Source organism: Oligoflexia bacterium (genome assembly GCA_034439615.1).
Classification (GTDB): domain Bacteria; phylum Bdellovibrionota; class Bdellovibrionia; order JABDDW01; family JABDDW01; genus JAWXAT01.
Genome location: JAWXAT010000031.1, coordinates 14,153 through 36,291, shown reverse-complemented (window position 1 = coordinate 36,291; position 22,139 = coordinate 14,153). Strand labels below are relative to the sequence as shown.

Sequence of the window (22,139 nt, the reverse complement as noted above, 5' to 3'; positions counted from 1 at the left end):
CCCTATTATGGTCTTAAGCGACCATAGAGTCGTGGAAAAGGTATTGTTTCACGAACATGACTGAGTCCACAAATCCAGCTAACGGTTCTTTCAACACCGAGTCCGAAGCCAGCGTGGGGAAACGAGCCATAACGACGTAAATCCAAAAACCAGTTAAAATCTTCTTCATTTAATTTATGTTCTTCAATTTTTTTCAAGAGTTTATTAAGATCATCTTCTCTTTGCCCACCACCAATGATTTCTCCGTAGCCTTCCGTTGCCAAAAGATCACAACTCATACTTGAGCCGGGCTCGCTAGAATCTTCTTTCATGTAAAATGCTTTGATGGCTTGTGGATAATGGTGAACAAAAACGGGTTTTTCAAACTTTGATGAAATGATTGTTTCGTCAGTTCCGCCAAAATCATCCCCCTTAATAAAGGCAGGATTTTCTTTTAAAATAATATCAGCAGCTTCTGTATAGTGAAGTCTTGGAAACGGAGCTTTCACTTTTGCAAGTTGCTCGGTGTTTCTCTCAAGTACTTTAAGCTCAGCTTCTTTGTTTTTAATTACACGTTGAACAATGTACTCAACAAATTGTTCTGCAAGTTCCATGTTGTCATAAAGGTCATTAAAGGCAACTTCGGGTTCTACCATCCAAAATTCAATGAGATGTCTGCGTGTTTTTGATTTTTCTGCTCGAAAGGTTGGCCCAAAACAATAAACTTTGCCAAAAGCTGCAGCACCGGCCTCCATGTAGAGTTGACCGCTTTGACTGAGATAAGCTTTTTCATCAAAATATTTTGTTTCAAAAAGTGTTGATGTTCCTTCGCAAGCGCTGGGTGTAAAAATCGGCGCATCAACTAAGGTAAATCCACGGCCATCAAAAAAATCTCTAATGGCTTTTACAATCTCAGCACGAATTCTTAAAGCTGCGTGTTGTTGATTTGAGCGCAACCAAAGATGGCGGTTGTTCATTAAAAAATCAGTGCCATGTTCTTTTGGACCGATGGGGTAATCAACAGCACCTGAATGAATATGTAAAGTTCTAGCAGAAAGTTCAAAACCACCAGGACTACGTTTTTCTTCTTTAACAACGCCTGTGACATAAACGCAGGATTCTTGGGTGAGGTTTTCAAATTCAACAAATGAACTTTCCTCACACTCGCCTTTAAAATAAACACACTGACAAAGGCCCGTGCCATCACGAAGTAATAGGAATTTGATTTTGCCGCTTGAACGTTTGTTGTAAACCCAACCGCGAAGTTCTACGGTTTGACCGACATGTTGCGACAGATCGTTGATATAGGTACGTTTAATTTCACTAGGCATATTCACTTGCGTAGCATGGTATCCCCTCTTATTTCCAACATTTTTTCGATTACGACTTGAAACTAAGTACTTCCCCTGATGTAGTTGTTCATTACATGATTCATTTTATTTTCTTACTCATATTGACACCCAGCGTTGCCACGGCAGAACCCGCCACTTTAAGTTGGTGGTTTTTGCCTGAATCATCATTAGAACTTCCCCATGAGACCGAAGAAGACGAAACCGGTCATTGGGTAGAAATTTGGGAAAGATCAGACGACGATTTTGATGAAGCCCCCACAGGAATCCTAGAACGCTCAGTTGGTGCTCGCTGGGCGGGGTTCAAAGCCGATCGCTTAGGTAAGCCAACACGAGCTATTTTGGTTTTAGCCGATAGGCGTATCGTAGATTTTGACGGAGAAAAAGCGCGCACGGGTGTCATACAAGATGGCGAAAAAATCACCTGGAGTGATGGTTCCATTCAAAAGATCGTAGAATTTAAAAAGAAGCGAAGGCGTAGTCGAAGTTCAAAGCCTATGAAAATAAATTTTGGAAAAATCGCAATTCCCGCCGCAGGTTTAAAGTTGCGTGAAGTTCCCGCGTGGAGTGTTGAGGGGATTTCTACGTTGCTTGAAAAGTTATCAAAGGGATTAGAATCAAAAATTACGCCGCGAGATCTTTCATCTGTTGCTCAAATCTCAGATTTTAACGGAAGTGCTCTTAATTTTAAATATGCAACCAATTGCAGCTTTAATGAACGAGTGAAAATTGAAGATGCATTGGCTGAAATTGAACCCAAACTGACTTGTTGGATGGAGCAAAATAAAACCCAAGCTTCAAGATTATTAGTAGCGCTATTACAACAACCCATTATTGATTGTAGAGCACGCCCATCAATGAATGCCGATGCGTGTGCAATGTCGTCATTGCCATTTAATGAGGGTTTTTTTGTAACTCAACCTCGTATAAATTTAGCTTTAAGTCGCTGCGGAAGTGAACTTGGTGACACACTTTTGCACGAGACGTTTCATTTAGCGGGAATTCCTGAAAACACCGAGTTATTAGACAAAGCTCGGGTTCAAAGCGAATCGTGTGAAAGTTCGCCAGCAAAATTAAATTATGAAAATCCAGGTGAAGGTTTTATGAATGACTTTCAAGTTGGAACAAGAATTTTTCTATTTAGAAAAATTAAAGAAGAGGCTGTTGAAAAATGGGGTTGGTCGCAAGGTGAAAAGGCCTTTATGCTCGGCACGCTTTGTTTAAAAATGGGCGATAAGTACTGTTCAAGAACATATTTTCAACAAGCTGCTAATTCAAATCTTTTGGGTTTTATCGAATTACCCGAGGGCGGCGAAGTTACGTGGAGCTCTCTAGCGCAGTTTTATTATTTTGATTCTATATCTGAAGATCTCTTTCGCATGCGTCAGCTAGTTAACTATTTAAGGCGTGATCCACAGGGTCCTTTGTTGTTGCGACTTGAATCAGATAATTATCGTCGCCACGAGTTCCACGTGGCACGCTCGACTTTAGAGGCTGTTCGAAATAATAAGGGAATGTGTAATGCCGCAGTAGATGAAAAGGTTTACTGCGAAGATCTTTCCGCCATAGTTCAAACCCCTTGGTTTAAAAACCACTAAAAAATTAATGGCTCATTAAGTATTGGGCTGCACCCAGTGCATTGAGCTTGCCTTTGGTTCTAACGCCATACTGGCCAGTTACAACACTTGCGCTGATGGCTGTTGCAATTTCAGTGGGTGTGGCTGAAGGTTTATAAGAAAATAAGAGTGCTGATACACCTGCGACAAATGGGGTGGCCATACTTGTTCCACTCATGGCGCACATCTTACCTTGTGCTGTACCTACTTGAGGGGGCACAGTACTTAAGATGCTCTCCCCTGGTGCCGCAAGATCTACTAAATCCCCGTAGTTTGAAAAACCAGATAAGCGTTGATTCAGATTATAAGCCCCTACTGTAATTTTACCTGCTAGCTGATAAACAGCGGGCCATTCAGGTGCACGAACTAAATCTTTACCAGCATTTCCGGAGGCATTAACAAACACGGTACCGGATACAGTTGCGGCCACAATGGCGTCTTTTAAAACATCACTGCATAAATCCCCACCCCAACTAGCATTAATAATCTTAGCGCCATGGCGTCGGGCATATTCCATCGCTTTTATGGCATCACCTACCGACCCAGAATTAGCATGGATAAATTTAAGCGGCATAATCTTCGCCTTTGGCGCAACACCGGTGAAGTTATTCGTTGAAGCAGATGTTTTACCTGCGACAATTCCTGCCACATGGGTGCCGTGGGTAGAACCGCTAATGACATCAGAATTCATTCCAGCAAAATTAAAGCCTTTGTGGTCATCAATGTAGCCATTTTGATCATCGTCAATTCCGTTTCCAGCAATTTCACCAGTATTGATCCAGATATTATCTTGTAAAAGAGGATGCCGGGTATCCACCCCTGAATCTACAATGCCTACGATAATGTCTTCGCCTTGTTTGCCAAGAGTTGTCCACGCTTGGCTGGCATTTATATCAATGGGGCCCCAAGAATCGGGCAGTTCTGAAAGATTGGTATTACATGCGGCCGCATGGGGTTGAATATCCTCAACGTCTAAAGTGAATTCATGTTCAGCCGTTTTATAGTTATTGCGATGTTTATGGAGAATTTCATTTTCAATTTGTGTTTTGTTAACGCCAGTAAAGCGGGTCACTTTTGAGTCGGGACTTAGTTTATAGGCTGCAAATTCAGGTGGAACGTCATCTTTCCATTGAATGAGAAAGCTGTCAGAAATCGCCTGTCCCGCACAATCAAAGCTTGTCGTGTTTACTTTTCCTGCATTTTCTTGGCCGCAAGCTGTGAGATAGAGAATGGTGAAAAAAAGAAAAAAGCCCCGTGTGGTTGCATCCATGCAACTCCCCCATTAGTTAGAAAAAGCGCGTTCCCCCGAACGTTTGCTTCTTCTTATAAAGAATAACACTTGAGGGTGGGTCTAGGGTTAGTACCGTCAGCGATTATCTTTTGACATGGGCTTAGGTCGTGGAAATACACGGTACCGGAAGCGGGTTATCCGCTACCAGGTAAAGAATGTAATCAGATAATTCAATTATCTAAATTGGGATTATAATTAGCGGGTAAATCGCAATGTTCGCGACTATCACGAATGTTTTGGCTTTGTACGTGAGCTTTTAGATCTAAATCCAAATGTAATTGCCCTTGTTTGCAGCGATTTTGTAAGGTTTTTGCTACTAAAAGCGCATTTGTTATGAGTCCTCGGCCAACACCCTTGAGATCATTATCAGTAAAAAGGGTTTCACGTTTGAAAAACTCTTGTGATTCAGGATTTTGAAGTTGAGAAGTAAACCATAAAAACCGTCTGTATGTTTGTGGGCTTAAATGATGAACCCCGTCTAAAAGGCCTGAGAGTTTGGCCATATTATCTTTTGCAACACCACAGTCATTATCTCGCAAAATCATTTGTTTAACTAAAACTGCGCCAACAGAATTCATTTGTGTTTTTTGTTCCGGGTCGGGCAGTGCGGGTGTTCCTTTAAGCGAAACTTTGATCAACTGGTTTTGATAAACATAAACCCAAAAATATTTTAAATGAATATTTCCAATTCGGTCTAGTTGATTGAGTAAATAATCTAACAAGATCATATCACTCACATCTTTCATGCGAATGATTTGCTGAGCTGATTCTTGAAGGCTGGGGCCAACCATTTCTGAAATAGGTTTAAGTGATTGCACCTCATTATAGGCAGATGAATTTTTAAAGCGAACATAACGAGATTCGTAAGAACCCTTCCCATTAAGTTCAGAATACTTTTCTTCATCGGTCACGTTTACAGAGAGTGCGCCATAAATTGAGGTTAAATCGACATCAAAAATTTTAGGAAATTTTGCGGGAGCCCCATGTGCCGCAGGCCAGAGTCTTTCCCAAGCGATTCTTATAATTGTTCCGGGTGTGTGTTTAGCGCGAGTGACTGCAATTGCTTTTTTAACTACGTCTAAGTGGTTTTCTTTACTCATTGTGCGAACTACAGATTGTGGCACATTTCCGACACCACCTAAAATGCGAGACACATGATAATAACCAAGCGCCGCAGGTGTGTAGCTACACGTGATGGTGTTTTTATATTTTGCAATTTTTTTACCTAATTGGGGGACTTGGCAGTTGGCTGATTCAATCGCTGCTTTTGTAGAACCTTCAGGAACAACATGTAATTCGATGCCAGGATTTGTGCTCTTTAGTTTTGGACAAACTGCAAGCTGAGGGTGATTGTAAAAATCAAGGCCACAGAGTTTTTGCTCCATTTTAAGATCTCGGTCAGAATATTCGATTCCTGGAAATCTTTTAGGCAAAATACACTCTTCAACAATTCCACTTGGTGATGTAATCATATTAACATTAAGACCTCGAGCGGGATCTTTGTGATAAAATTGAGCTTGAGCTAATTGACTAAACAGGACAACAAGCAAAAAAGAAAAAATACGGTACTGCATGAACTACTCCTGAGTAAAAAAATCTAACTCTGGGGAGTAATATAGCAAATTGAGCCTTAGTTTTATAGGTTAAAAGAGGTCTAAATCTAACGAGTTTTTTTAGGAAGAGATTTTTTATCAAATGCTATGGGAAATAGATCTTTAAAATGCATCTCACGTACTATTTTTTGATCTTTAGAGGCTGAGGTAATTTCAAAGTCTTTTCCGAATTCTGACATCACCTGAAGACAAACTCCACACGGGGTGACGGGCATTTTTGAACTATTAATAAGATAAATTTTACTAATCTTTTTTTCACCGTGGGCAATAGCCTGGCCAATGGCAATGCGTTCGGCACAAATTGTCGCTCCATAACTTGCATTTTCTATATTGCAACCGATGTATTCTTGACCTGAGTTACCAACAACAACACAGCCAACTTGAAACTCAGAGTAGGGGGCGTAGGCTTTTTTCATTGCCCTTGAAGCTTTATCGAGTGGTTCCATCAAGATGCTCCGCAATTTGTTTCACAAGCATAGTCACATAGTTTTGAAATTTACCTTCAACGCGCTTGCCGGTCTCAGTCACTTCAGTATGTGTTAATTTGTTTTTAGATAATCCCGCAGCGAGATTTGTTATGCAGCTCACGCCACAAACACGAAGACCCAAGTGATTTGCAGCTATAACCTCAGGAACCGTACTCATTCCGACAGCATTGCCACCAATTTTTTGAAGATAACGAACTTCGGCCGGAGTTTCGTATGTGGGGCCAGGAAGTCCGATGTAAACACCTTCACGCATATGCAGTTTATTTTTCTTTGCCGCATTTAAAGAAATTTTAATAAGTTTTTTATCATAAGCTTCAGTCATATCTGGAAAGCGCGGGCCAAGGCGCTCCATTTGACGCCCTTTAAGTGGATTATCGCCCATGAGATTTATGTGATCATTAATGGCCATAAAATCACCAGCCACCATACGTTTACTTAAACCCCCAGCTGCGTTTGTAACTAAAAGCACTTCAATTCCAAGCATGGCAAGGGTGCGCGTTGGAAACACCACCTCAGAAATTGAATACCCTTCATACAAATGAAGACGACCTTGAAGGACAGCGACGGGAACATCTTCTATGTGACCCAAAACAAGTCTTCCGCGATGACCTTCAACTGAGGTTGTACCGAAATGAGGAATCAGCGAATACTCGCTACTCCATTCAGCTTTGATTGTATCAACATAATTACCCAGGCCACTTCCTAAAATAAGACCTATTCGAGGCTTCATCTGACATTGCGATCTTATATATGAAACAGCATCGTTGAGCTGATCTGGGATGTTGGTCATTTTTTAGATCCTTGAGTGGTCATCACCTTAATAATAAGACGGGGAGGACTGCTTTTTTGCAAGCTAAACTCGTAGGCGTCTTTAAGATAGTTGAGTGACTCGTTGAGAGAAGTAGTTGGAAGTTTATTGCTGTAATGAAGAGTCGCAAGGGGCTCTCCTTTTTTAACTTTATCGCCTATTTTTTTATGCAGAATTATTCCTGCAGCCATGTCGATAGTATCTTCAGATCTTTTTCTTCCTGCACCAAGTGTTAAACTGGCAAGACCAACTTTGCCGGCGTCTAATTTTTTAACGACACCGTTTTTAAGTGAGTTAAGTGTTTGTGTTTTATCAGCAGTGGGCAGAGTAAATCTTCCGCCCTGTGCTTTCACGATATCAACAAAAACCTTCTTTGCTCGACCGGAAACCAAAAGTTCTTCAGCAATTTTTTTTGCCTGAGAAATATTCTTAGCTTTTTTTCCAAGTAAAATCATATGAGCAGAAAGCTCAAGGCAAAGTTCGCGTAAATCATCAGGCCCTTTATTATCAAGAACTTCAAGGCATTCTTTAACTTCTAATGCATTGCCAACTGCGTACCCTAGGGGCTGATTCATATCTGTTAAAAGGGCTGTTACAGATTTTCCCCCAAGTTTTGCAATTTCAATGAGCCCTTGAGCAAGTTTTTGCGCTTCATTTTTATTTTTCATGAAAGCGCCTTGGCCAACTTTTACATCCAGTACAAGACCATCGATTCCTTCCGCTAATTTTTTTGACATGATACTAGCGCAAATCAATGGAATGCATTCAACGGTGCCTGTGACATCTCTTAGCGAATACATTTTTTTATCAGCGGGGCAGATTTCTTTTGTTTGCCCTATAAAACAAACCCCGTGTTCATTAACGAGTTTTTTAAACTCTGATAGTGAAAGCTGAGTATTAAAACCAGGTATACTTTCAAGCTTATCAAGTGTTCCGCCTGTATGACCAAGGCCACGCCCAGAAATCATGGGCACTTTCACACCCGCTGCTGCGACGATAGGGCCAATAACAATACTGGTTTTATCGCCAACGCCACCGGTTGAGTGTTTATCAATTTTCATTCCTGAAATATCAGAAAGATCAATAACAAGGCCCGTGTGAAGCATGGCTGAAGTTAAAGCGAAGGTTTCTTTTTTTGTCATACCTTGAAAGTAAATGGCCATGAGAAGTGCTGACATTTGGTAATCAGCAATTGAATCTTCAACATAACCTTTAATAAATTCTTGGATTACTTTTTCTGAAAGTTCAAAACCGTTTCGTTTTAATTTGATTATCTCTGCTGGAATCATGAGAGTTTTTAGTAACCTTTTGATTCTGTTTTTTGGCCCGTGACAATTTCAACACTTGAAGATGCTCCAACGCGATTTGCACCAGCTTTAATTATTTTTAAAGCATCTTCATAAGTGCGCACACCGCCACTGGCTTTTACTCCCATATCTGGGCCAACGATTTTTCGCATAAGTTTAATATCTTCAACTGTAGCGCCGCCGCCTCCAAAACCAGTGCTTGTTTTTACAAACGCTGCTCCCGCTGCTTTAGAAAGTCCGCATGCAATTATTTTTTCTTCTGTATTTAAGTTTGAAGTTTCAAGAATGACTTTTACCGGAATACTTCCCGCGGCATCAACTACGCCGCGAATGTCGTCATAAACTAGTTTGTAGTCTTTGCTTTTGAGAGAGCCGATATTAATAACCATATCGATTTCACCAGCACCTGCGCGAATGGCCTCTAATGTTTCAAATGCTTTCGCTCTAGGGGCACTGGCCCCTAATGGAAATCCAACAACGGCGATGGCTTTTACACCTGAGCCTTCTAAAAGTTTTGCTGCGAGACCAACGTTACTTGAATTCACGCAAACGGTAGCAAATTTATATTGAGCTGCTTCTTCACAAAGTTTTTTGATTTGTTCATGAGAAACATCTGGTTTTAGCATCGTATGGTCAATCATTGAGGCAATTTGCTGACGAGTAGGTGGTGATTTGACTTCAGTAGTATTTTGCGTGTCGCGTTTTGGCTCAACGGTTGTGTTAGCAGGCGCTGAAGGATCTAGCCTTCGATATACTTCTGATGTCACAATTTCGACCAGGCGTTCCAAGTCATGTTTTTGGGCTTGTTTCATGGGGGCTCCTAAGAAAACACTATAAAATAGCAACGCGTACCGTTATTGTCAAAGTATACGATTATCTACTTTAGAAGGGTGTAACATCGATTCATGGTTTGTAAACGCGTGTTTTTATCAGGGAAAGTTCAAGGCGTGAGTTTTCGTTTTCATGCTCATGAAATGGGTACAAAATTAGCGCTTAACGGATGGGTGAGAAACTTGCCCGATGGACGAGTAGAAATACTCGTCGCTGGAACAGAGGCGCACGTCGACACAATGATTAAATGGGCGCGTAAAGGCCCCGCTACTGCCGAAGTGAAGGATGTTGAAATACACGATGTAAAAGAGGGTATTCCCAAGGAGTTGTTTTTCATTCGCCGTGAAAGTACGAAATAGGGGGGATTAAATTTTGAAAAAATTTATCGCTACATTATTGATCATGATTTTTGTTGGGAGCAGCGCCTTTGGCCAACAAGCTATGCGCAAAAAACCAAGCGGCCCACGCAGACAACTTGCAACCATTGTGTTCGCAGGTCTTGGTGGTGCAATCATGGGTCTTTCAACATTAAGTTTTTACGGACGCCCCCAAGAACAGCTTTCAAATATTGCTATTGGTTTTGCCGTAGGTGTAATCGTTGGAACTGTCTATGTTACGTTTCGTTCAGCCACTACTCGTGAATATTATGAAGGCCCGGTTACTAATTCTGACGGTTCCCCTCGCGGTGTGTTTTTAGATCAGAAAAAATTAGCACCCGAAATTTCAACTGATCTCAACGTTGAAATCAAAGAACCTAAACTTCTATGGGGGCCACTTATCCAAAAGTCAGCAGACAACACCGCCACATCTCTAGGTGGCCAAATAGCCATTCAGTTTTAATAATTATAAAATTTATGAAGACTTTTTGATGGGTGGTTTTATTGCGGGATTAGGACTCGGTACTGAGCCAGCACCAGCACCAGCTCCGCCACCAGCAAATGAGGAATTCGTGCTGAGTAAAGGTTTTTTACCCACAAATTCATTGGCCTCTTTTTGTGTGACCATTCCGCGTTTCAATAAATCTTGTACATAAGACTCAAAGGTAATCATTCCTTCATTTCGACCCGTCTGCATAGCGCTCGGAATCTGAAACGTTTTTCCTTCTCGAATTAAATTTGAAACGGCACTCGTGTTGATAAGCATTTCTAAGCAGGCAATTCGACCTTGGCCATCGGCCTTAGGCAAAAGTGATTGAGCAATAACACCTCTTAAACTTTCAGAAAGCATAACTCTAATTTGAGATTGTTGTTCTTGTGGAAAGGCATCAATGATTCGATCAATAGTTTTATGTGCACTGTTTGTATGAAGAGTTCCAAACACCAAGTGACCTGTTTCTGCAGCAGTCATGGCAAGACTGATTGTCTCAAGATCGCGCATCTCACCCACTAGAATAATATCTGGGTCCTCGCGAAGTGCTGCTCTTAAAGCATTGCCAAATGATTTTGTATGACTTGAAACTTCTCTTTGATTGATGAGTGATTTTAAATTCGCATGCACAAACTCAATCGGGTCTTCAATGGTGATAATATGCGATTGTTGAGTTGAGTTGATGTGGTGAATTAATGAAGCAAGGGTTGTTGATTTACCAGAACCCGTTGGCCCAACCACGAGCACTAAGCCTTTATGCACATTGATTAAATCTAAAAGTGAATCGGGAAGCCCAAGATCAGTAACGGTTAATATTTTTTCAGGAATTATTCTAAAAACCGCTGCAATACCGCGCCTTTGCATAAACACGTTACAGCGAAATCGCCCCGTGCCTTCAAGGGTGTAGCTGCAATCAAGTTCCCAGTTTTCAATGAATTGGCGCTTTTGTTTTTCAGTTAATAGTTCAAAAATAAGAGCTTGTGTTTCTTCTGGCGTGAGGTTGTGATAGTTCAATTTCACCATCTCACCATGAAGGCGGAAAAACGGTGGCGAACCGGTCGTCAAATGAAGATCGGAAGCATTTTGTTGCTTCATCAATACAAATAGTTGATCAAGTTTCGCCATAGACACTTCCTTCAGAATATTTATCGGCAGATACTTGAAAAGTCGTAAGGAAATTAGAAAGTGGCCTCAGAACTCATCATAAACTCGACCTCAGCAGAGACCCGCGTGGCGCTATTAGATAATGGCGTGATCAGCGATTTACTCATTGAGCGTGAGCGTGACAAAGGTCTCGTGGGTAGTATTTATAAAGGCCGTATTTTACGGGTATTACCCGGCATGCAAGCTTGCTTTGTTGATATCGGTCTTGATCGCGCAGCGTTTTTATATGTTGGCGATATTCGCGATGATTCAGTTTCTACGGAAGATATTATTATCGACGATGAAAATGAAGAAATCACCCGCCCACCAGCACCAAAAGCTCAAATTCAAGATCTTGTAAAAGAGGGCCAAGAAATTTTGGTTCAGGTGGCAAAAGACTCTATCGGAACAAAAGGTGCCCGCATCACGATGCATATCAGTCTTCCCGGTAGAAACCTTGTCTATATGCCTACTGTTTCACATATCGGAATTTCTCGGCGCATTGAAAAAGAAGAAGAAAGAAAAAGACTTAAAGAAATTGTTAAAACCGCGCGACCACCTGAGGGGGGGTTCATTGTGCGTACGGCGTGCGAGGGAGCAAGCCAAAAAAATATTAAAAGTGACATGGATTTTTTGACCAAACTTTGGAAAGAAGTTCAGCGTAATTATGAAAAACAATCTGGCAGTGGAATAGTCCACGCCGATCTAGATGTTGAACTCAGAGCTGTGCGTGATCTTTTCACTGAAGACGTAAAACGATTGGTAATCGACGACGCAAAAGCCCATAAAAAAGTTTTAAAATTCGTAAATCAATTTATGCCGAAGCTTAAAGCACATGTTGAAATCTACACTGGTGAAGACCCGATCTTTGATCATTTTGGAATTGAACTTGAAATTTCTAGAGCCCTTGGCCGAAAAGTTTGGCTCAAGAGCGGTGGTTATATCATTATAGATGAGGCAGAAGCCCTCGTGGCGATTGATGTGAACACAGGTCGCTATGTGGGAAAAAGAAATCTCGAAGATACGATTATTAAAACAAATCTTGAGGCCGTAAAAGAGATCACTTATCAAATGCGCCTTAGAAATTGCGGCGGTATTATAATTTTAGATTTTATTGATATGGAGAAAGAAGCTAATCGCGAAAAAGTTCTCGTTGCACTCAAAGATGAACTGCTAAAAGACAGAGCAAAAACAAATGTTCTAAACATGAGCGCATTAGGTCTTGTAGAAATGACCCGCAAGCGCACGCGTGAAAGCATAGTGAAGACACTTTGCGAACCCTGCTCCTACTGCGACGGAAAAGGCTTTATTAAGAGTAAAACGACGATTTGTTATGAAATTTTTCGCGAACTTCAGCGAGAGGGTCGCGATAAAGAGGCTCAAGTCACACAAATTCACGTACATCCTGATTTGGCGGACTGGCTATATGATGAAGAGCGCGAAATGCTTGAACAGACAGAAGAATCATTGGGTCGTCGTATTGTTATTAAAACTGAAGAAGCCTTTCATTTAGAGCAGTTCGAGGTATTTTCCAAACATTAACAAAACAAGCCGGGTCATTGCTTTTTAAGCATTAAGAGTGTGAATGGCATTCGGAGCGTGATTTAGCGGGTGGCAGCCGTCGTATGCACCATGAAAATTAAACAACCCCTTGTGATTTTTGGCTAAGCTTTGACGTTTCTCCACCAAAACCTCTCCCAACAGCGATTGCATAAGCGCTTATCTTGACAAAACCCTGTCTTTTATGGCATTTAAAGACTCTTAATTTAAGCAAAATTCTAATTGATGCGCTTGAAAAAGGCGCAACACGATTAAGTTCAGAGGAGTTCCTAAAATGTACGCAGTTGTAAAGACAAGCGGTAGACAGTATCGCGTTACGCCAGGTCTCTCTTTCACCGTTGAAAAGCTTGAAGGTGAACCAGGAGCAACATTAGATTTAACAGAAGTTCTTATGATCGGAGGAGATCAAACTGTAATTGGTTCTCCGACAGTATCAGGCGCAAAAGTCACAGTTGTTATTGAACAACAATATCGTGGCTCAAAAATATTAGTTTTCAAGAAAAAGCGTCGTAAGAAATACCGCAACATGAGAGGCCACAGATCAGAGTTAACACGCCTTTTTGTAACTGAGATTTTAACTTCATCTGGAAGTGCAAAAGCTGAAACCAAGCCCCATGTTCTTCTCGCAAATCGCGAAAAGAAAGTAGTTGAGCGCAAAGCTTCAGTTGAAGGTGTGGAAGAAAAACAAACTAAAAAAGTAGCAAAGGGAGCCGGGTCAAAAGATACGGCTAAGAAAAAGTCTTCATCTGCTAAGAAAAAATCTAGCGTGAAAAAGACAACCAAAGCGAAATCAAAAAAGTAATTGAGGGTTAGAAAATGGCAACAAAAAAAGCTGGTGGTAGTACTAGAAACGGTCGAGATTCTGCAGGTAAACGCTTAGGCGTTAAGAGATTTGCAGGCGAAGTTGTTCAACCGGGAACCATTATTGTTCGTCAACGTGGAACCAAATTTCATTTGGGCTCCGGCGTTGGAATGGGCCGCGATCACACAATCTACTCTTTAGTAGATGGTAAAGTTGAGTTTGAGCGTAAAAGCAGAACTCGTTTAGCTGTGAGCGTGTATCCCGCTTAATTTGATTTGAATTATTATAAGGTTCCTGGGGTGAGGAGCGATTTCCTCACCCTGTTTTTTTGTAGGTAATGCGTTCATGAAGTTCGTAGATGAAGCTAAAATATTAGTAAAGTCAGGCCATGGAGGCCCCGGAATCATATCTTGGCGCCGTGAAAAATCTGTACCTCGCGGTGGTCCTGACGGTGGTGATGGCGGCAAAGGTGGCGATGTTATTTTTGAAGTGAGTCGCCAATTAGGAACTCTCCTTGATTTAAAATTCGTCCGAAAATTTTTAGCAGAAGACGGTAAACCTGGTGAGCGTCAGAATATGACGGGGCACGCAGGAAACGACATGGTCATTCAAGTTCCTGAGGGGACTTTAATTAAATCACCCGATGGTGAAGTTATTTGTGACATGAGTGGTGAAAATTCGCGTTTCGTTTATTTAAGGGGTGGACGCGGGGGCAAAGGTAATCAATTTTTTAAAAACAGTGTAAATCAAGCTCCAAAATTTGCTCAACCTGGTGAAGATAGTCAAGAAGCACAAGTTGTTTTAGAATTAAAACTTTTAGCTGATGTTGGTATTATCGGTTTTCCAAATGCAGGAAAATCTACTTTGATCTCACGTATCTCAGCAGCAAAGCCAAAAATTGCAGATTATCCGTTTACAACTTTGGTTCCAAATTTGGGCGTTGTTCAGGCGAAAGACTTTAAAAGTTTTGTTGTGGCAGATATACCCGGTCTTATTAAAGACGCTCACAAAGGTGCAGGATTAGGTATAAAGTTTTTGCGTCATATCGAACGAACAAGGTTTTTTCTGCACGTCGTTGATGCTTCGGCATTTTCAGGGCGTGATCCAGTTGAAGATTATGAAGATATTAACCGTGAGCTTGAATATTATGACAAAGATCGCAATGAAGAAGAGGGTTTCTTTGAGCTCGGCACACGGCCCCAAATTGTAGTATTAAATAAGGTTGAACTTCTCGATGAAAAAACACGACAAGAATTAGTATTGAAATTTCGCAAAAAACGCGTGAACGTACATTTAATTTCAGCTGTTACCGGCTTAGGTATCCGCGAACTTATTGATAAAATGACGAGGTTACTCAGTGAAGAAAATGAAAAAGTCCAAATCGAAGTTGAAAAAGCCAGCAAAGCTAAAAAAACTAGCAAAGTCATTGGCAAAGCTAAAAACAAAGGTGAAGGCCAAGGCGTTAACCTTAGCTAAAAAAGTAAAAAGCAAAAAAGCTGTTAAGAAAACAGTTAAGCGTGCAGTTAAATCAGCTGTTAAAACTGTAAGAGCAGCTAAGGCAGTTAAAGCTGCAAAAGCTGTTAAGCAATCATCAAAGCAATCTGTAGCTCGTAAAGTTCAACCTACATCTGATGAGCGTATCGGTATTTTAGGCGGTGTTTTTAACCCCATACATGTTGGGCATCTCAATGCCGCATTAAGCGTGAAACAACGTTTGGGTTTAGATAAAGTTTTGATTATCCCCAATTTCACACCCCCACATCGCACATCGAGTGCGCAAAATCCCGATGATCGAGTGGCGATGATCAAACTAGCTATTAAAAATTACTCAAACGATCTTGTTTGTGATGATAGAGAAATTCGTCGTGGCGGTGTAAGTTATACTGTCGACACACTCAAAGAACTTTCTCAGATGTATAAATCAGAAAATCTCTATTTTATTATGGGTGCTGATAATTTTTTAGATTTTCCGCACTGGAAAGATTTTTCAAAATTATTAACTCTTAGTAATTTTGTAGTCACAACAAGACCTGGGTCTACAGTGACTTTGGGTGCTGTTGATTTACCATCCGGGCTTGAAAACTATGTTAAGGCGTCTGATACGAACATTGTTATTCTCTCAAGCGGACGCACCATTAATCTTGTAGAGATTGAAGATGTCGATACATCTTCTACTGAAATTAGAAAACTTTTGCGTAATAGCCACAATGCTCAGAAATTTTTAGTTCCATCAGTGCTTGAGTACATTAACGATAAAGGGCTTTATAAACGAAAATCCCCTTTAGTTGACGATTACCGTAAGTTCTCGCTTTATTGTGCAATGCAAGCTCTAGAAAAAAAGGGACTAGCTTTAAAAATTTACGACATGGTTCCTAAAAATGCCTATGCTGATTACTCAATTATTTGCAGTGCAACTAGTACAAAACATGCAAGTTCATTGGCAGATAACATTATGAGTTCAGTTAAAGAAGAATTCGGTCTTGCGCCAATCAGTATTGAGGGCTTGCGCGAAGGTCATTGGGTTTTGATTGATTACGGTGCGGTTGTTATTCATATTTTTGAAGACGCAGTTCGTGGTCAGTATAATATCGAGGGCCTCTGGCAAGATTGTGAACAAATCCAAGGCGAACTAAAAACAAATGCCCCCCGTGAAAAGGGCGTTTCTTTACCCGTTTGAAGTTCTGTTTTGTAGGAATAAGTTCACGACTTCCCCCTTGGCTTGAACAGCTCACTCTTGATTATAAAAAGAAAATATCATTTTGGATCGAAACAGAATGTATTGTTCTTAATTCTCCATCTCATGATCGAGATGCCCAAGATAAGAAAATTAAATCTGAATCAGAAATAATTCTTAATTATTTAAAACCAGATGACTTCGTACTGCTCTGCGACGAAAAAGGACAGCGTCTAGATACCAAAGCATTTTCAAAGCGATTAGAGCGTATCTTGGGCGGAGGTAAGAAAAGAATCATTGTGGTTATAGGCGGCGCTTATGGTGTAAATGATGAAGTAAAAAAACGAGCAGACTTGCAATTATGTCTTTCTGAATTCACAATAACTCATCATTTGGCTTTAGCCGTTGCTTGTGAGCAAACTTATCGAGCCATGACGATTTTGAAAGGAACAAGTTATCATAATGGGTAAAGATTCACGGGTTTTGCTTATGATTCTTGATGGTTATGGTTGCAGTGAGAACACTGAGAATAATGCCATCTACCTTGCAAAAAAACCTAATCTTGATCGTCTATTTAAAACATGTCCGCATTCGCAATTAGAAACTTCCGGGCATGCGGTGGGATTGCCCGATGGTATAATGGGAAATAGCGAGGTCGGACATCTTAATATTGGTGGTGGCCGTGTTATTAAACAAGAGCTTACAAAGATCGAAGAGTTTGCAAAACAAAAAGGTTTTGAAGGTCTACCTGACGTAAAACGATTACTTACCGAGACCACCGGTGCACTTCATCTGATGGGTTTAATCAGCGATGGTGGTGTACATTCACATCAAGTGCATTTGTTTTTACTTCTTGAAGCAGCTGCCAGAGTAAATTCAAAGCGGCCGATCTACATTCATTTTTTTGCTGATGGTCGTGACACTCCACCAAAAAGTGCACTTCAATATGCAAAAGAATTAGAGCTGGTGATTAAAAAAACGGGTGTCGGAACAATCGCCACATTAGGTGGTCGTTACTACATGATGGATCGCGACAAGCGTTGGGAGCGAACACAAATCGCCTATGATGCGCTGGCTTTAGGAAAAACTCCTGGGGGTGAAGCTCTTTGTGAGTTTGACGGTTTAACCGTGGCTATTAACGATGCTTATTTGAAAAATGAAAATGATGAATTTATAAAGCCACGCCTTATTAAAGGTGGGGCACGTATTCAAAATGGTGATTCTGTTTTATTTTTTAACTATAGAGCCGATCGTGCGCGCCAAATCTCAAGGGCACTTGCTGTTTCAGATTTTAAAGAATTTAAGTCACATGTGAAAATTGAAACTCAAAACTATGTGACCTTCACAAGTTATGAAGAGGCGTTTAAGTTTCCCGTCTTGTTTCATCCCGTGCAATATACAAGTTTATTAGGTGAGCTTGTTTCTGGTCGGGGAGAAAAACAATTGCGCATTGCTGAGACTGAAAAATATGCGCATGTGACATATTTTTTTAACGGTGGAGAAGAAAAAATTTATCCAGGTGAAGATAGAGTTCTTGTACCTTCGCCAAAAGATGTACCCACGTATGATTTAAAACCAGAAATGTCGGCTCGTAAATTAACCGATGAGTTGATTAAAAAAATGGATTCTACCAATTACAAACTTATCGTCTTAAATTTTGCCAATAGCGACATGGTGGGGCATTCAGGTATTATTCCCGCAGCTGTTAAAGCAATTGAAGTTATTGATGAGTGTGTGGGCCGGGTATGTGAGGCTGCACTTAAGAATGGTTATGATGTTTTAATAACTGCAGATCATGGAAATTCAGAAATGATGGTTGATCCTAAAACTGGTGAGCCCCACACAGCGCATACGACAAATCCGGTTCCATTAGTATGGGTGTCAAAAACACCTACAAAACAAACACTTAAAAATGGAATTCTTGCCGATATTGCCCCAACAATTTTAAAAATATATGGGTGGGAACAGCCTAAGGAAATGACGGGGCATTCGTTGATAACGTGATTAGGGCGCGAGAAAAGATTTAATACTGATATCTTCATCAATGTCAGGCCAATGAACTCCATAACCCGAGGGTGAAATTTTGAAGGTGGTGAGCGCTTGCTTGAACAAGTCGGGGAAACCAAGCGATGGGAATAGACACTATTCTTCCGTCATTCAAATCAGCAGTAATTTTATTATTTTCAATAGTAATTTTCAAAATTGCAATTTGATGAGAATTAATATTTTTAGCCATTTGATTCATGCCAGAGCTTCCATTTCTTTAAGAAGAATTTAACATTTTCTTTAGTAATTTTCAAAGCATAACGTTGATCCGTGCCAGAAGAAACTCAGAAGGGTTTGAGCTTGATATTGTCCGGCATATGAACGCACAGCCGTTTTTGTTTAGCGGGTGTTTAATAAAATCAAACCTGCCCTGAGGCGCATCTTGCAGACCTCTCTTTCATGCTCATCGACTCTTGTCATCTTTGTCATAAAATTCTTTGGCGCCTTCATGATTCTTTGTGTGTTAAGTGCCAAGAGAGTTTTCTGCAAAGTGATCTCATTTATCGTGAATTAACTGATAAAAACGGTGAAATACTGCCAGTGGTTTCGCTTTTTCAATACATAGGTGAAGCTGGGCGCCTTGTTCGAAGTTTAAAGGGTGGGAACTTAAAAAATCTCACAGCTGTTCTGACTGAATGTCTTGCTCAAAAAGTTAGTCCTCAATTGTTTGAGCATGTGGGCTGTGTAATTCCTGTTCCTGCGCAAAACTGGGGTGAGCTTGATCATGCTGCGAGGATCGGTAGACATTTAGCCAACTATTTTCGTGCCCCATACTTTGACCAACATCTTGAGCGCAAAGGTTTTGAGGCTCAAAAACTCAAGCCCCTTGAAGCAAGGCAGAGCGTTGAAATTCATATGCGCACTGCATTTTCTGGTGGGACGATCGCTGGATCGAAAGAACGCCATCAATCGGGAGTACTACTTTTGGTCGATGATGTAATAACAACAGGTTCGACGCTTCTTCAAGCCTGGCATGCGTTAGGTAGACCTAGAGCGTTAGGGGTTACTCTGTCATCTACCCCTCGCTTGGTTGAAAATATGCCTAAAATCTGGTAGATATAATGAATGAAAAGCCTCTCCATATTTATTGCAAAAAAATTAACGATCATCATTGCAACTGTTGTTATGACTGTTCTGTTTTTCTCCAATGCTCAGGCAAAAACATCAAAACACTTGCGTGAAGTTGAAGATCGCTATCGCAATACTCAAACTGTTAAAATGCATGTCTCCAAAACGGTAAAATCACAACTCTTAGATAAAGTAAAAACTTCTCAAGGTGAAATTCAAGTTAAAAAAGGTGGCAGACTTCGTTGGGAAACCACAGAGCCTGATCATTCACTTATCGTTGTAAATAAAGATGCGGTATGGCTTGTAGATTTCCCGACAGAAAAAGATGAAAAAATCGCAGTATTAAAAGCGCAACAACCAAAGAAAAGTCAGCCCCAAGCGTTGGTTGCTTTTTTAATGGGGCAGGGCCACATTACCAGTGACTTTGTAAGTAAAAGTGAAACTACAAATGGGGATAGTGTTTCATACAACCTAAAACCAAAAGATAAACAAGCCCAAGTAATTTGGCTAACCGTGGTTGTAAATAAAAAAACAAAAACTATCGAAACTATAATGTTTGAAGACACTATCAGTAACACAACGACTCTTGAATTTTCTGATATTAAATTTGATCTTCCTATGGAAGATGAACTTTTTAAATTTATTCCACCCAAGAATTCCGACGTTACACTTATTGACTAATAGAGGTTTGTTAGATGCCATCATTTGATGTTGTTTCAAAGTTAGATCTACAAGAGGTAGATAACGCCATCAACCAAACGCGTAAAGAAATTTCAACGCGTTATGATTTTCGTGGATCAAAAACTGAAATACAATTGGAAAAAGATTTAATCAAACTTTTGGCGGATGACGATTACAAACTTAAAGCGCTAAAGGAAATTCTTGAGTCAAAACTTATCAAGCGTGGAGTAAGTCTACGGGCGCTTGATTATCAAAAAGAAGTAGAGGCTTCAATGGGTGCTCTTCGTCAAGAGGTAAAACTCATTAATGGGCTCACTAAAGAAAAAGCAAAAGAAGTATGTGCTGTTATTAAAGAGGGTAAGTATAAAGCTAACCCCGCTATTCAAGATGATCTAGTTCGCGTTACGAGCAAAAGCATTGATGAGTTGCAAACAGTGATGCAGGTTTTAAAAACTAAAGATGTTGGTGTTCCTCTGCAATTTGTAAATATGAGGTCGTAATTAAATGTTAGAGCCTATAATAAATCAAAAGCAAAAATTTGTTCATTTCGTAAGTCTTGGTTGCCCTAAAAACCTTGTAGATAGCGAAATCATGTTGGGTCACTTGGTGGGTGCTGAATACAAAATCACCCAAAAACCTGAACAAGCAGACGCGATTATTGTTAATACCTGTGGTTTTATTGACTCAGCAAAACAAGAGTCAATCAGTACCATTCTTGAAATGGCGGAATATAAAACCAAAGGCAAAGAGCATATGAAGCTGGTTGTTGCTGGTTGTCTTACTCAGCGTTACAAAGATGAGTTGATTGAAAGCCTTCCAGAGGCTGATCTTTTTATCGGAACAGGTGAATTTCACAAGATCACTGAAATTTTGGATGAGGCGGATAAACTAAAGGCTCAAAAATCATTTTTTAATCTTCCGACTTATCTTCAAGAAGAAAATGCTCCGCGTATTAATACTCAGCCATTTTATACATCCTATTTAAAAATTGCTGAGGGTTGTCTTAAGCGATGTGCTTTTTGTGCTATTCCAAAGATCCGTGGCAATCTTCAATCACGAACGCTTCCTAATATTATTAAAGAAGCTGAGCGCCTCGTTTCAACAGGTGTGCGTGAGATCAACGTTGTTTCCCATGACTTCACTGATTTTGGTTGGGATTTACGACGTAAAGACGTAAATGCGAAAGAATCTCCCGTTACACTTCTTGATGAGCTTTCAAAGGTTAAGGGCTTAGATTGGATCAGAGTTTTGTATCTGTACCCTGATGGAATCACGCCTGAGATGGTTGGGCTCATTAAAGAGCGTGCAAATCTTGCTAAGTACTTTGATATGCCCTTACAGCACATCTCAAACTCAGTACTTAAACGTATGAATCGTAAGATGACCAAAGAAGAGATCGTTGAGATTCTTGCAATGATTCGAAAAGAAATTCCCGAGGCCATCATTAGAACTCAATTTATCGTAGGATTTCCTGGTGAAACTGAAGAAGATTTTCAAGAACTCAAGGCTTTTGTAAAAGAACAACGCTTTGACCGCGTAGGATGTTTTGAATATAGTCCAGAAGACATAACTGCCGCGGGTAAGATGCCTGATCAGATTGATGAGGCGACCAAAAATCGTCGCAAAGATGAACTCATGCGAATGCAAGCTGATATCAGTAGAGAACAACATCAAAAGCAAGTTGGGCGCATTGTTCCGGTTTTGATTGAAGGTCTTTCTGAAGAGACAGATTTACTCTTAAAAGGTCGAACTCAAGAACAAGCTCCCGAGATTGACGGGATTGTACTTATCACTTCTGGTGATGCTAAAATTGGTGAAATCGTAAATGTGAAAATTACTGATAGTCACGACTATGATCTAGTTGGTGAAATCGTAGGTTGACGGTTTCGAATAGTTTCGATCTAATAGTGCTGTCATTTGTTTTAGGCAAATGACGCAGCTTCATAAGCAAAAACAGCACAGATTTAGCAACATAAGAAAGAGGCAAGGAAGCATGAGTGGAAATTTAGTTGTAGC

At 40.5% G+C, this 22,139-nt stretch carries 23 protein-coding genes; 14 read left to right on the top strand and 9 right to left on the bottom strand.

The features are described from left to right. Window positions 1–5 precede the first annotated feature (5 nt). Window positions 6–1,310, bottom strand: a complete 1,305-nt coding sequence (gene asnS / locus SGI74_06905) for an asparagine--tRNA ligase (protein ID MDZ4677225.1) — start codon at window positions 1,308–1,310, stop codon at window positions 6–8. A 95-nt stretch (window positions 1,311–1,405) separates the two neighbouring features. Between asnS and SGI74_06900 the strand changes: the two genes are divergently transcribed. Beyond that, a complete protein-coding gene (locus SGI74_06900; GenBank protein MDZ4677224.1) occupies window positions 1,406–2,926 on the top strand; it encodes a hypothetical protein in 1,521 nt (506 codons plus the stop codon). A gap of 4 nt (window positions 2,927–2,930) precedes the next feature. Here the strand turns inward: SGI74_06900 and SGI74_06895 are convergent, their stop codons facing one another. From SGI74_06895 to deoC, 6 genes are all read right to left on the bottom strand, one after another. Then, the gene (locus SGI74_06895; GenBank protein MDZ4677223.1) at window positions 2,931–4,214 is read right to left on the bottom strand and encodes a S8 family peptidase; all 1,284 of its coding nucleotides are present in this window, start codon (window positions 4,212–4,214) and stop codon (window positions 2,931–2,933) included. Between the two features lie 191 nt (window positions 4,215–4,405). Further along, window positions 4,406–5,809: a hypothetical protein gene (locus SGI74_06890; protein ID MDZ4677222.1), complete on the bottom strand. Its 1,404-nt coding sequence runs from the start codon at window positions 5,807–5,809 to the stop codon at window positions 4,406–4,408. A gap of 86 nt (window positions 5,810–5,895) precedes the next feature. After that, the gene (cdd, locus tag SGI74_06885; GenBank protein ID MDZ4677221.1) at window positions 5,896–6,294 is read right to left on the bottom strand and encodes a cytidine deaminase; all 399 of its coding nucleotides are present in this window, start codon (window positions 6,292–6,294) and stop codon (window positions 5,896–5,898) included. Further along, on the bottom strand, window positions 6,278–7,126 hold the full coding sequence (locus tag SGI74_06880) for a purine-nucleoside phosphorylase (protein MDZ4677220.1): 849 nt from the start codon (window positions 7,124–7,126) through the stop codon (window positions 6,278–6,280). Before SGI74_06880 ends, cdd begins: the two co-directional genes overlap by 17 nt. Continuing rightward, complete coding sequence (locus SGI74_06875; GenBank protein MDZ4677219.1) at window positions 7,123–8,433, bottom strand: thymidine phosphorylase; 1,311 nt, start codon at window positions 8,431–8,433, stop codon at window positions 7,123–7,125. Before SGI74_06875 ends, SGI74_06880 begins: the two co-directional genes overlap by 4 nt. Before the next feature lie 8 nt (window positions 8,434–8,441). Further along, complete coding sequence (deoC, locus tag SGI74_06870; protein ID MDZ4677218.1) at window positions 8,442–9,092, bottom strand: deoxyribose-phosphate aldolase; 651 nt, start codon at window positions 9,090–9,092, stop codon at window positions 8,442–8,444. Window positions 9,093–9,356: 264 nt separating this feature from the next. On the opposite strand from deoC, the gene SGI74_06865 reads away from it, so the two are divergent. Together SGI74_06865 and SGI74_06860 are read left to right on the top strand one after the other, a co-directional pair. After that, window positions 9,357–9,641 carry an acylphosphatase gene (locus SGI74_06865; protein ID MDZ4677217.1) on the top strand — a complete coding sequence of 95 codons (285 nt, stop codon included), beginning with the start codon at window positions 9,357–9,359 and terminating at the stop codon, window positions 9,639–9,641. 13 nt (window positions 9,642–9,654) lie between these two features. After that, on the top strand, window positions 9,655–10,122 hold the full coding sequence (locus tag SGI74_06860; GenBank protein MDZ4677216.1) for a hypothetical protein: 468 nt from the start codon (window positions 9,655–9,657) through the stop codon (window positions 10,120–10,122). 12 nt (window positions 10,123–10,134) lie between these two features. Here SGI74_06860 and SGI74_06855 read toward each other — a convergent pair whose 3' ends face one another. After that, on the bottom strand, window positions 10,135–11,274 hold the full coding sequence (locus SGI74_06855; GenBank protein ID MDZ4677215.1) for a type IV pilus twitching motility protein PilT: 1,140 nt from the start codon (window positions 11,272–11,274) through the stop codon (window positions 10,135–10,137). Between the two features lie 60 nt (window positions 11,275–11,334). Here SGI74_06855 and SGI74_06850 point away from each other — a divergent pair, with 60 nt between their 5' ends. From SGI74_06850 to gpmI, 7 genes are all read left to right on the top strand, one after another. Next, on the top strand, window positions 11,335–12,834 hold the full coding sequence (locus SGI74_06850) for an Rne/Rng family ribonuclease (GenBank protein ID MDZ4677214.1): 1,500 nt from the start codon (window positions 11,335–11,337) through the stop codon (window positions 12,832–12,834). Between the two features lie 292 nt (window positions 12,835–13,126). After that, window positions 13,127–13,654, top strand: coding sequence for a 50S ribosomal protein L21 (gene rplU / locus SGI74_06845; GenBank protein ID MDZ4677213.1), 528 nt, complete (start codon window positions 13,127–13,129; stop codon window positions 13,652–13,654). A gap of 14 nt (window positions 13,655–13,668) precedes the next feature. Continuing rightward, a complete protein-coding gene (gene rpmA / locus SGI74_06840; protein ID MDZ4677212.1) occupies window positions 13,669–13,923 on the top strand; it encodes a 50S ribosomal protein L27 in 255 nt (84 codons plus the stop codon). A 76-nt stretch (window positions 13,924–13,999) separates the two neighbouring features. Beyond that, window positions 14,000–15,130 (top strand): GTPase ObgE, encoded by a 1,131-nt coding sequence (gene obgE, locus SGI74_06835; protein MDZ4677211.1) that lies wholly within the window; start codon window positions 14,000–14,002, stop codon window positions 15,128–15,130. Further along, window positions 15,081–16,331 (top strand): nicotinate (nicotinamide) nucleotide adenylyltransferase, encoded by a 1,251-nt coding sequence (gene nadD, locus SGI74_06830; GenBank protein ID MDZ4677210.1) that lies wholly within the window; start codon window positions 15,081–15,083, stop codon window positions 16,329–16,331. Before obgE ends, nadD begins: the two co-directional genes overlap by 50 nt. Continuing rightward, window positions 16,328–16,798 carry a 23S rRNA (pseudouridine(1915)-N(3))-methyltransferase RlmH gene (locus SGI74_06825; protein ID MDZ4677209.1) on the top strand — a complete coding sequence of 157 codons (471 nt, stop codon included), beginning with the start codon at window positions 16,328–16,330 and terminating at the stop codon, window positions 16,796–16,798. The genes nadD and SGI74_06825 overlap by 4 nt, the downstream gene beginning before the upstream one ends. Then, window positions 16,791–18,332 (top strand): 2,3-bisphosphoglycerate-independent phosphoglycerate mutase, encoded by a 1,542-nt coding sequence (gpmI, locus tag SGI74_06820; protein ID MDZ4677208.1) that lies wholly within the window; start codon window positions 16,791–16,793, stop codon window positions 18,330–18,332. The genes SGI74_06825 and gpmI overlap by 8 nt, the downstream gene beginning before the upstream one ends. Here gpmI and SGI74_06815 read toward each other — a convergent pair whose 3' ends face one another. Further along, the gene (locus SGI74_06815) at window positions 18,333–18,440 is read right to left on the bottom strand and encodes a DUF2442 domain-containing protein (protein MDZ4677207.1); all 108 of its coding nucleotides are present in this window, start codon (window positions 18,438–18,440) and stop codon (window positions 18,333–18,335) included. Between the two features lie 333 nt (window positions 18,441–18,773). Between SGI74_06815 and SGI74_06810 the strand changes: the two genes are divergently transcribed. Genes SGI74_06810 through rimO form a run of 4 tightly spaced genes read left to right on the top strand, consistent with a single transcriptional unit; the run spans window position 18,774 to window position 22,004 of the window. Further along, the gene (locus SGI74_06810; protein MDZ4677206.1) at window positions 18,774–19,430 is read left to right on the top strand and encodes a hypothetical protein; all 657 of its coding nucleotides are present in this window, start codon (window positions 18,774–18,776) and stop codon (window positions 19,428–19,430) included. 9 nt (window positions 19,431–19,439) lie between these two features. Continuing rightward, window positions 19,440–20,123 carry an outer membrane lipoprotein carrier protein LolA gene (locus tag SGI74_06805; GenBank protein MDZ4677205.1) on the top strand — a complete coding sequence of 228 codons (684 nt, stop codon included), beginning with the start codon at window positions 19,440–19,442 and terminating at the stop codon, window positions 20,121–20,123. Between the two features lie 14 nt (window positions 20,124–20,137). Beyond that, window positions 20,138–20,623: a YajQ family cyclic di-GMP-binding protein gene (locus tag SGI74_06800; protein ID MDZ4677204.1), complete on the top strand. Its 486-nt coding sequence runs from the start codon at window positions 20,138–20,140 to the stop codon at window positions 20,621–20,623. 4 nt (window positions 20,624–20,627) lie between these two features. Next, complete coding sequence (gene rimO / locus SGI74_06795) at window positions 20,628–22,004, top strand: 30S ribosomal protein S12 methylthiotransferase RimO (GenBank protein ID MDZ4677203.1); 1,377 nt, start codon at window positions 20,628–20,630, stop codon at window positions 22,002–22,004. Window positions 22,005–22,139 lie beyond the last annotated feature (135 nt).

Coding starts and splice junctions, on each gene's coding strand:
- asnS (MDZ4677225.1), bottom strand. CDS start 1,310: ATGCCTAGTGAAATTAAACGTACCTATATCAACGATCTGTCGCAACAT.
- SGI74_06900 (MDZ4677224.1), top strand. CDS start 1,406: ATGATTCATTTTATTTTCTTACTCATATTGACACCCAGCGTTGCCACG.
- SGI74_06895 (MDZ4677223.1), bottom strand. CDS start 4,214: ATGGATGCAACCACACGGGGCTTTTTTCTTTTTTTCACCATTCTCTAT.
- SGI74_06890 (MDZ4677222.1), bottom strand. CDS start 5,809: ATGCAGTACCGTATTTTTTCTTTTTTGCTTGTTGTCCTGTTTAGTCAA.
- cdd (MDZ4677221.1), bottom strand. CDS start 6,294: ATGGAACCACTCGATAAAGCTTCAAGGGCAATGAAAAAAGCCTACGCC.
- SGI74_06880 (MDZ4677220.1), bottom strand. CDS start 7,126: ATGACCAACATCCCAGATCAGCTCAACGATGCTGTTTCATATATAAGA.
- SGI74_06875 (MDZ4677219.1), bottom strand. CDS start 8,433: ATGATTCCAGCAGAGATAATCAAATTAAAACGAAACGGTTTTGAACTT.
- deoC (MDZ4677218.1), bottom strand. CDS start 9,092: ATGATTGACCATACGATGCTAAAACCAGATGTTTCTCATGAACAAATC.
- SGI74_06865 (MDZ4677217.1), top strand. CDS start 9,357: ATGGTTTGTAAACGCGTGTTTTTATCAGGGAAAGTTCAAGGCGTGAGT.
- SGI74_06855 (MDZ4677215.1), bottom strand. CDS start 11,274: ATGGCGAAACTTGATCAACTATTTGTATTGATGAAGCAACAAAATGCT.
- rplU (MDZ4677213.1), top strand. CDS start 13,127: ATGTACGCAGTTGTAAAGACAAGCGGTAGACAGTATCGCGTTACGCCA.
- rpmA (MDZ4677212.1), top strand. CDS start 13,669: ATGGCAACAAAAAAAGCTGGTGGTAGTACTAGAAACGGTCGAGATTCT.
- obgE (MDZ4677211.1), top strand. CDS start 14,000: ATGAAGTTCGTAGATGAAGCTAAAATATTAGTAAAGTCAGGCCATGGA.
- gpmI (MDZ4677208.1), top strand. CDS start 16,791: ATGGGTAAAGATTCACGGGTTTTGCTTATGATTCTTGATGGTTATGGT.
- SGI74_06810 (MDZ4677206.1), top strand. CDS start 18,774: ATGCTCATCGACTCTTGTCATCTTTGTCATAAAATTCTTTGGCGCCTT.
- SGI74_06805 (MDZ4677205.1), top strand. CDS start 19,440: ATGAAAAGCCTCTCCATATTTATTGCAAAAAAATTAACGATCATCATT.
- SGI74_06800 (MDZ4677204.1), top strand. CDS start 20,138: ATGCCATCATTTGATGTTGTTTCAAAGTTAGATCTACAAGAGGTAGAT.
- rimO (MDZ4677203.1), top strand. CDS start 20,628: ATGTTAGAGCCTATAATAAATCAAAAGCAAAAATTTGTTCATTTCGTA.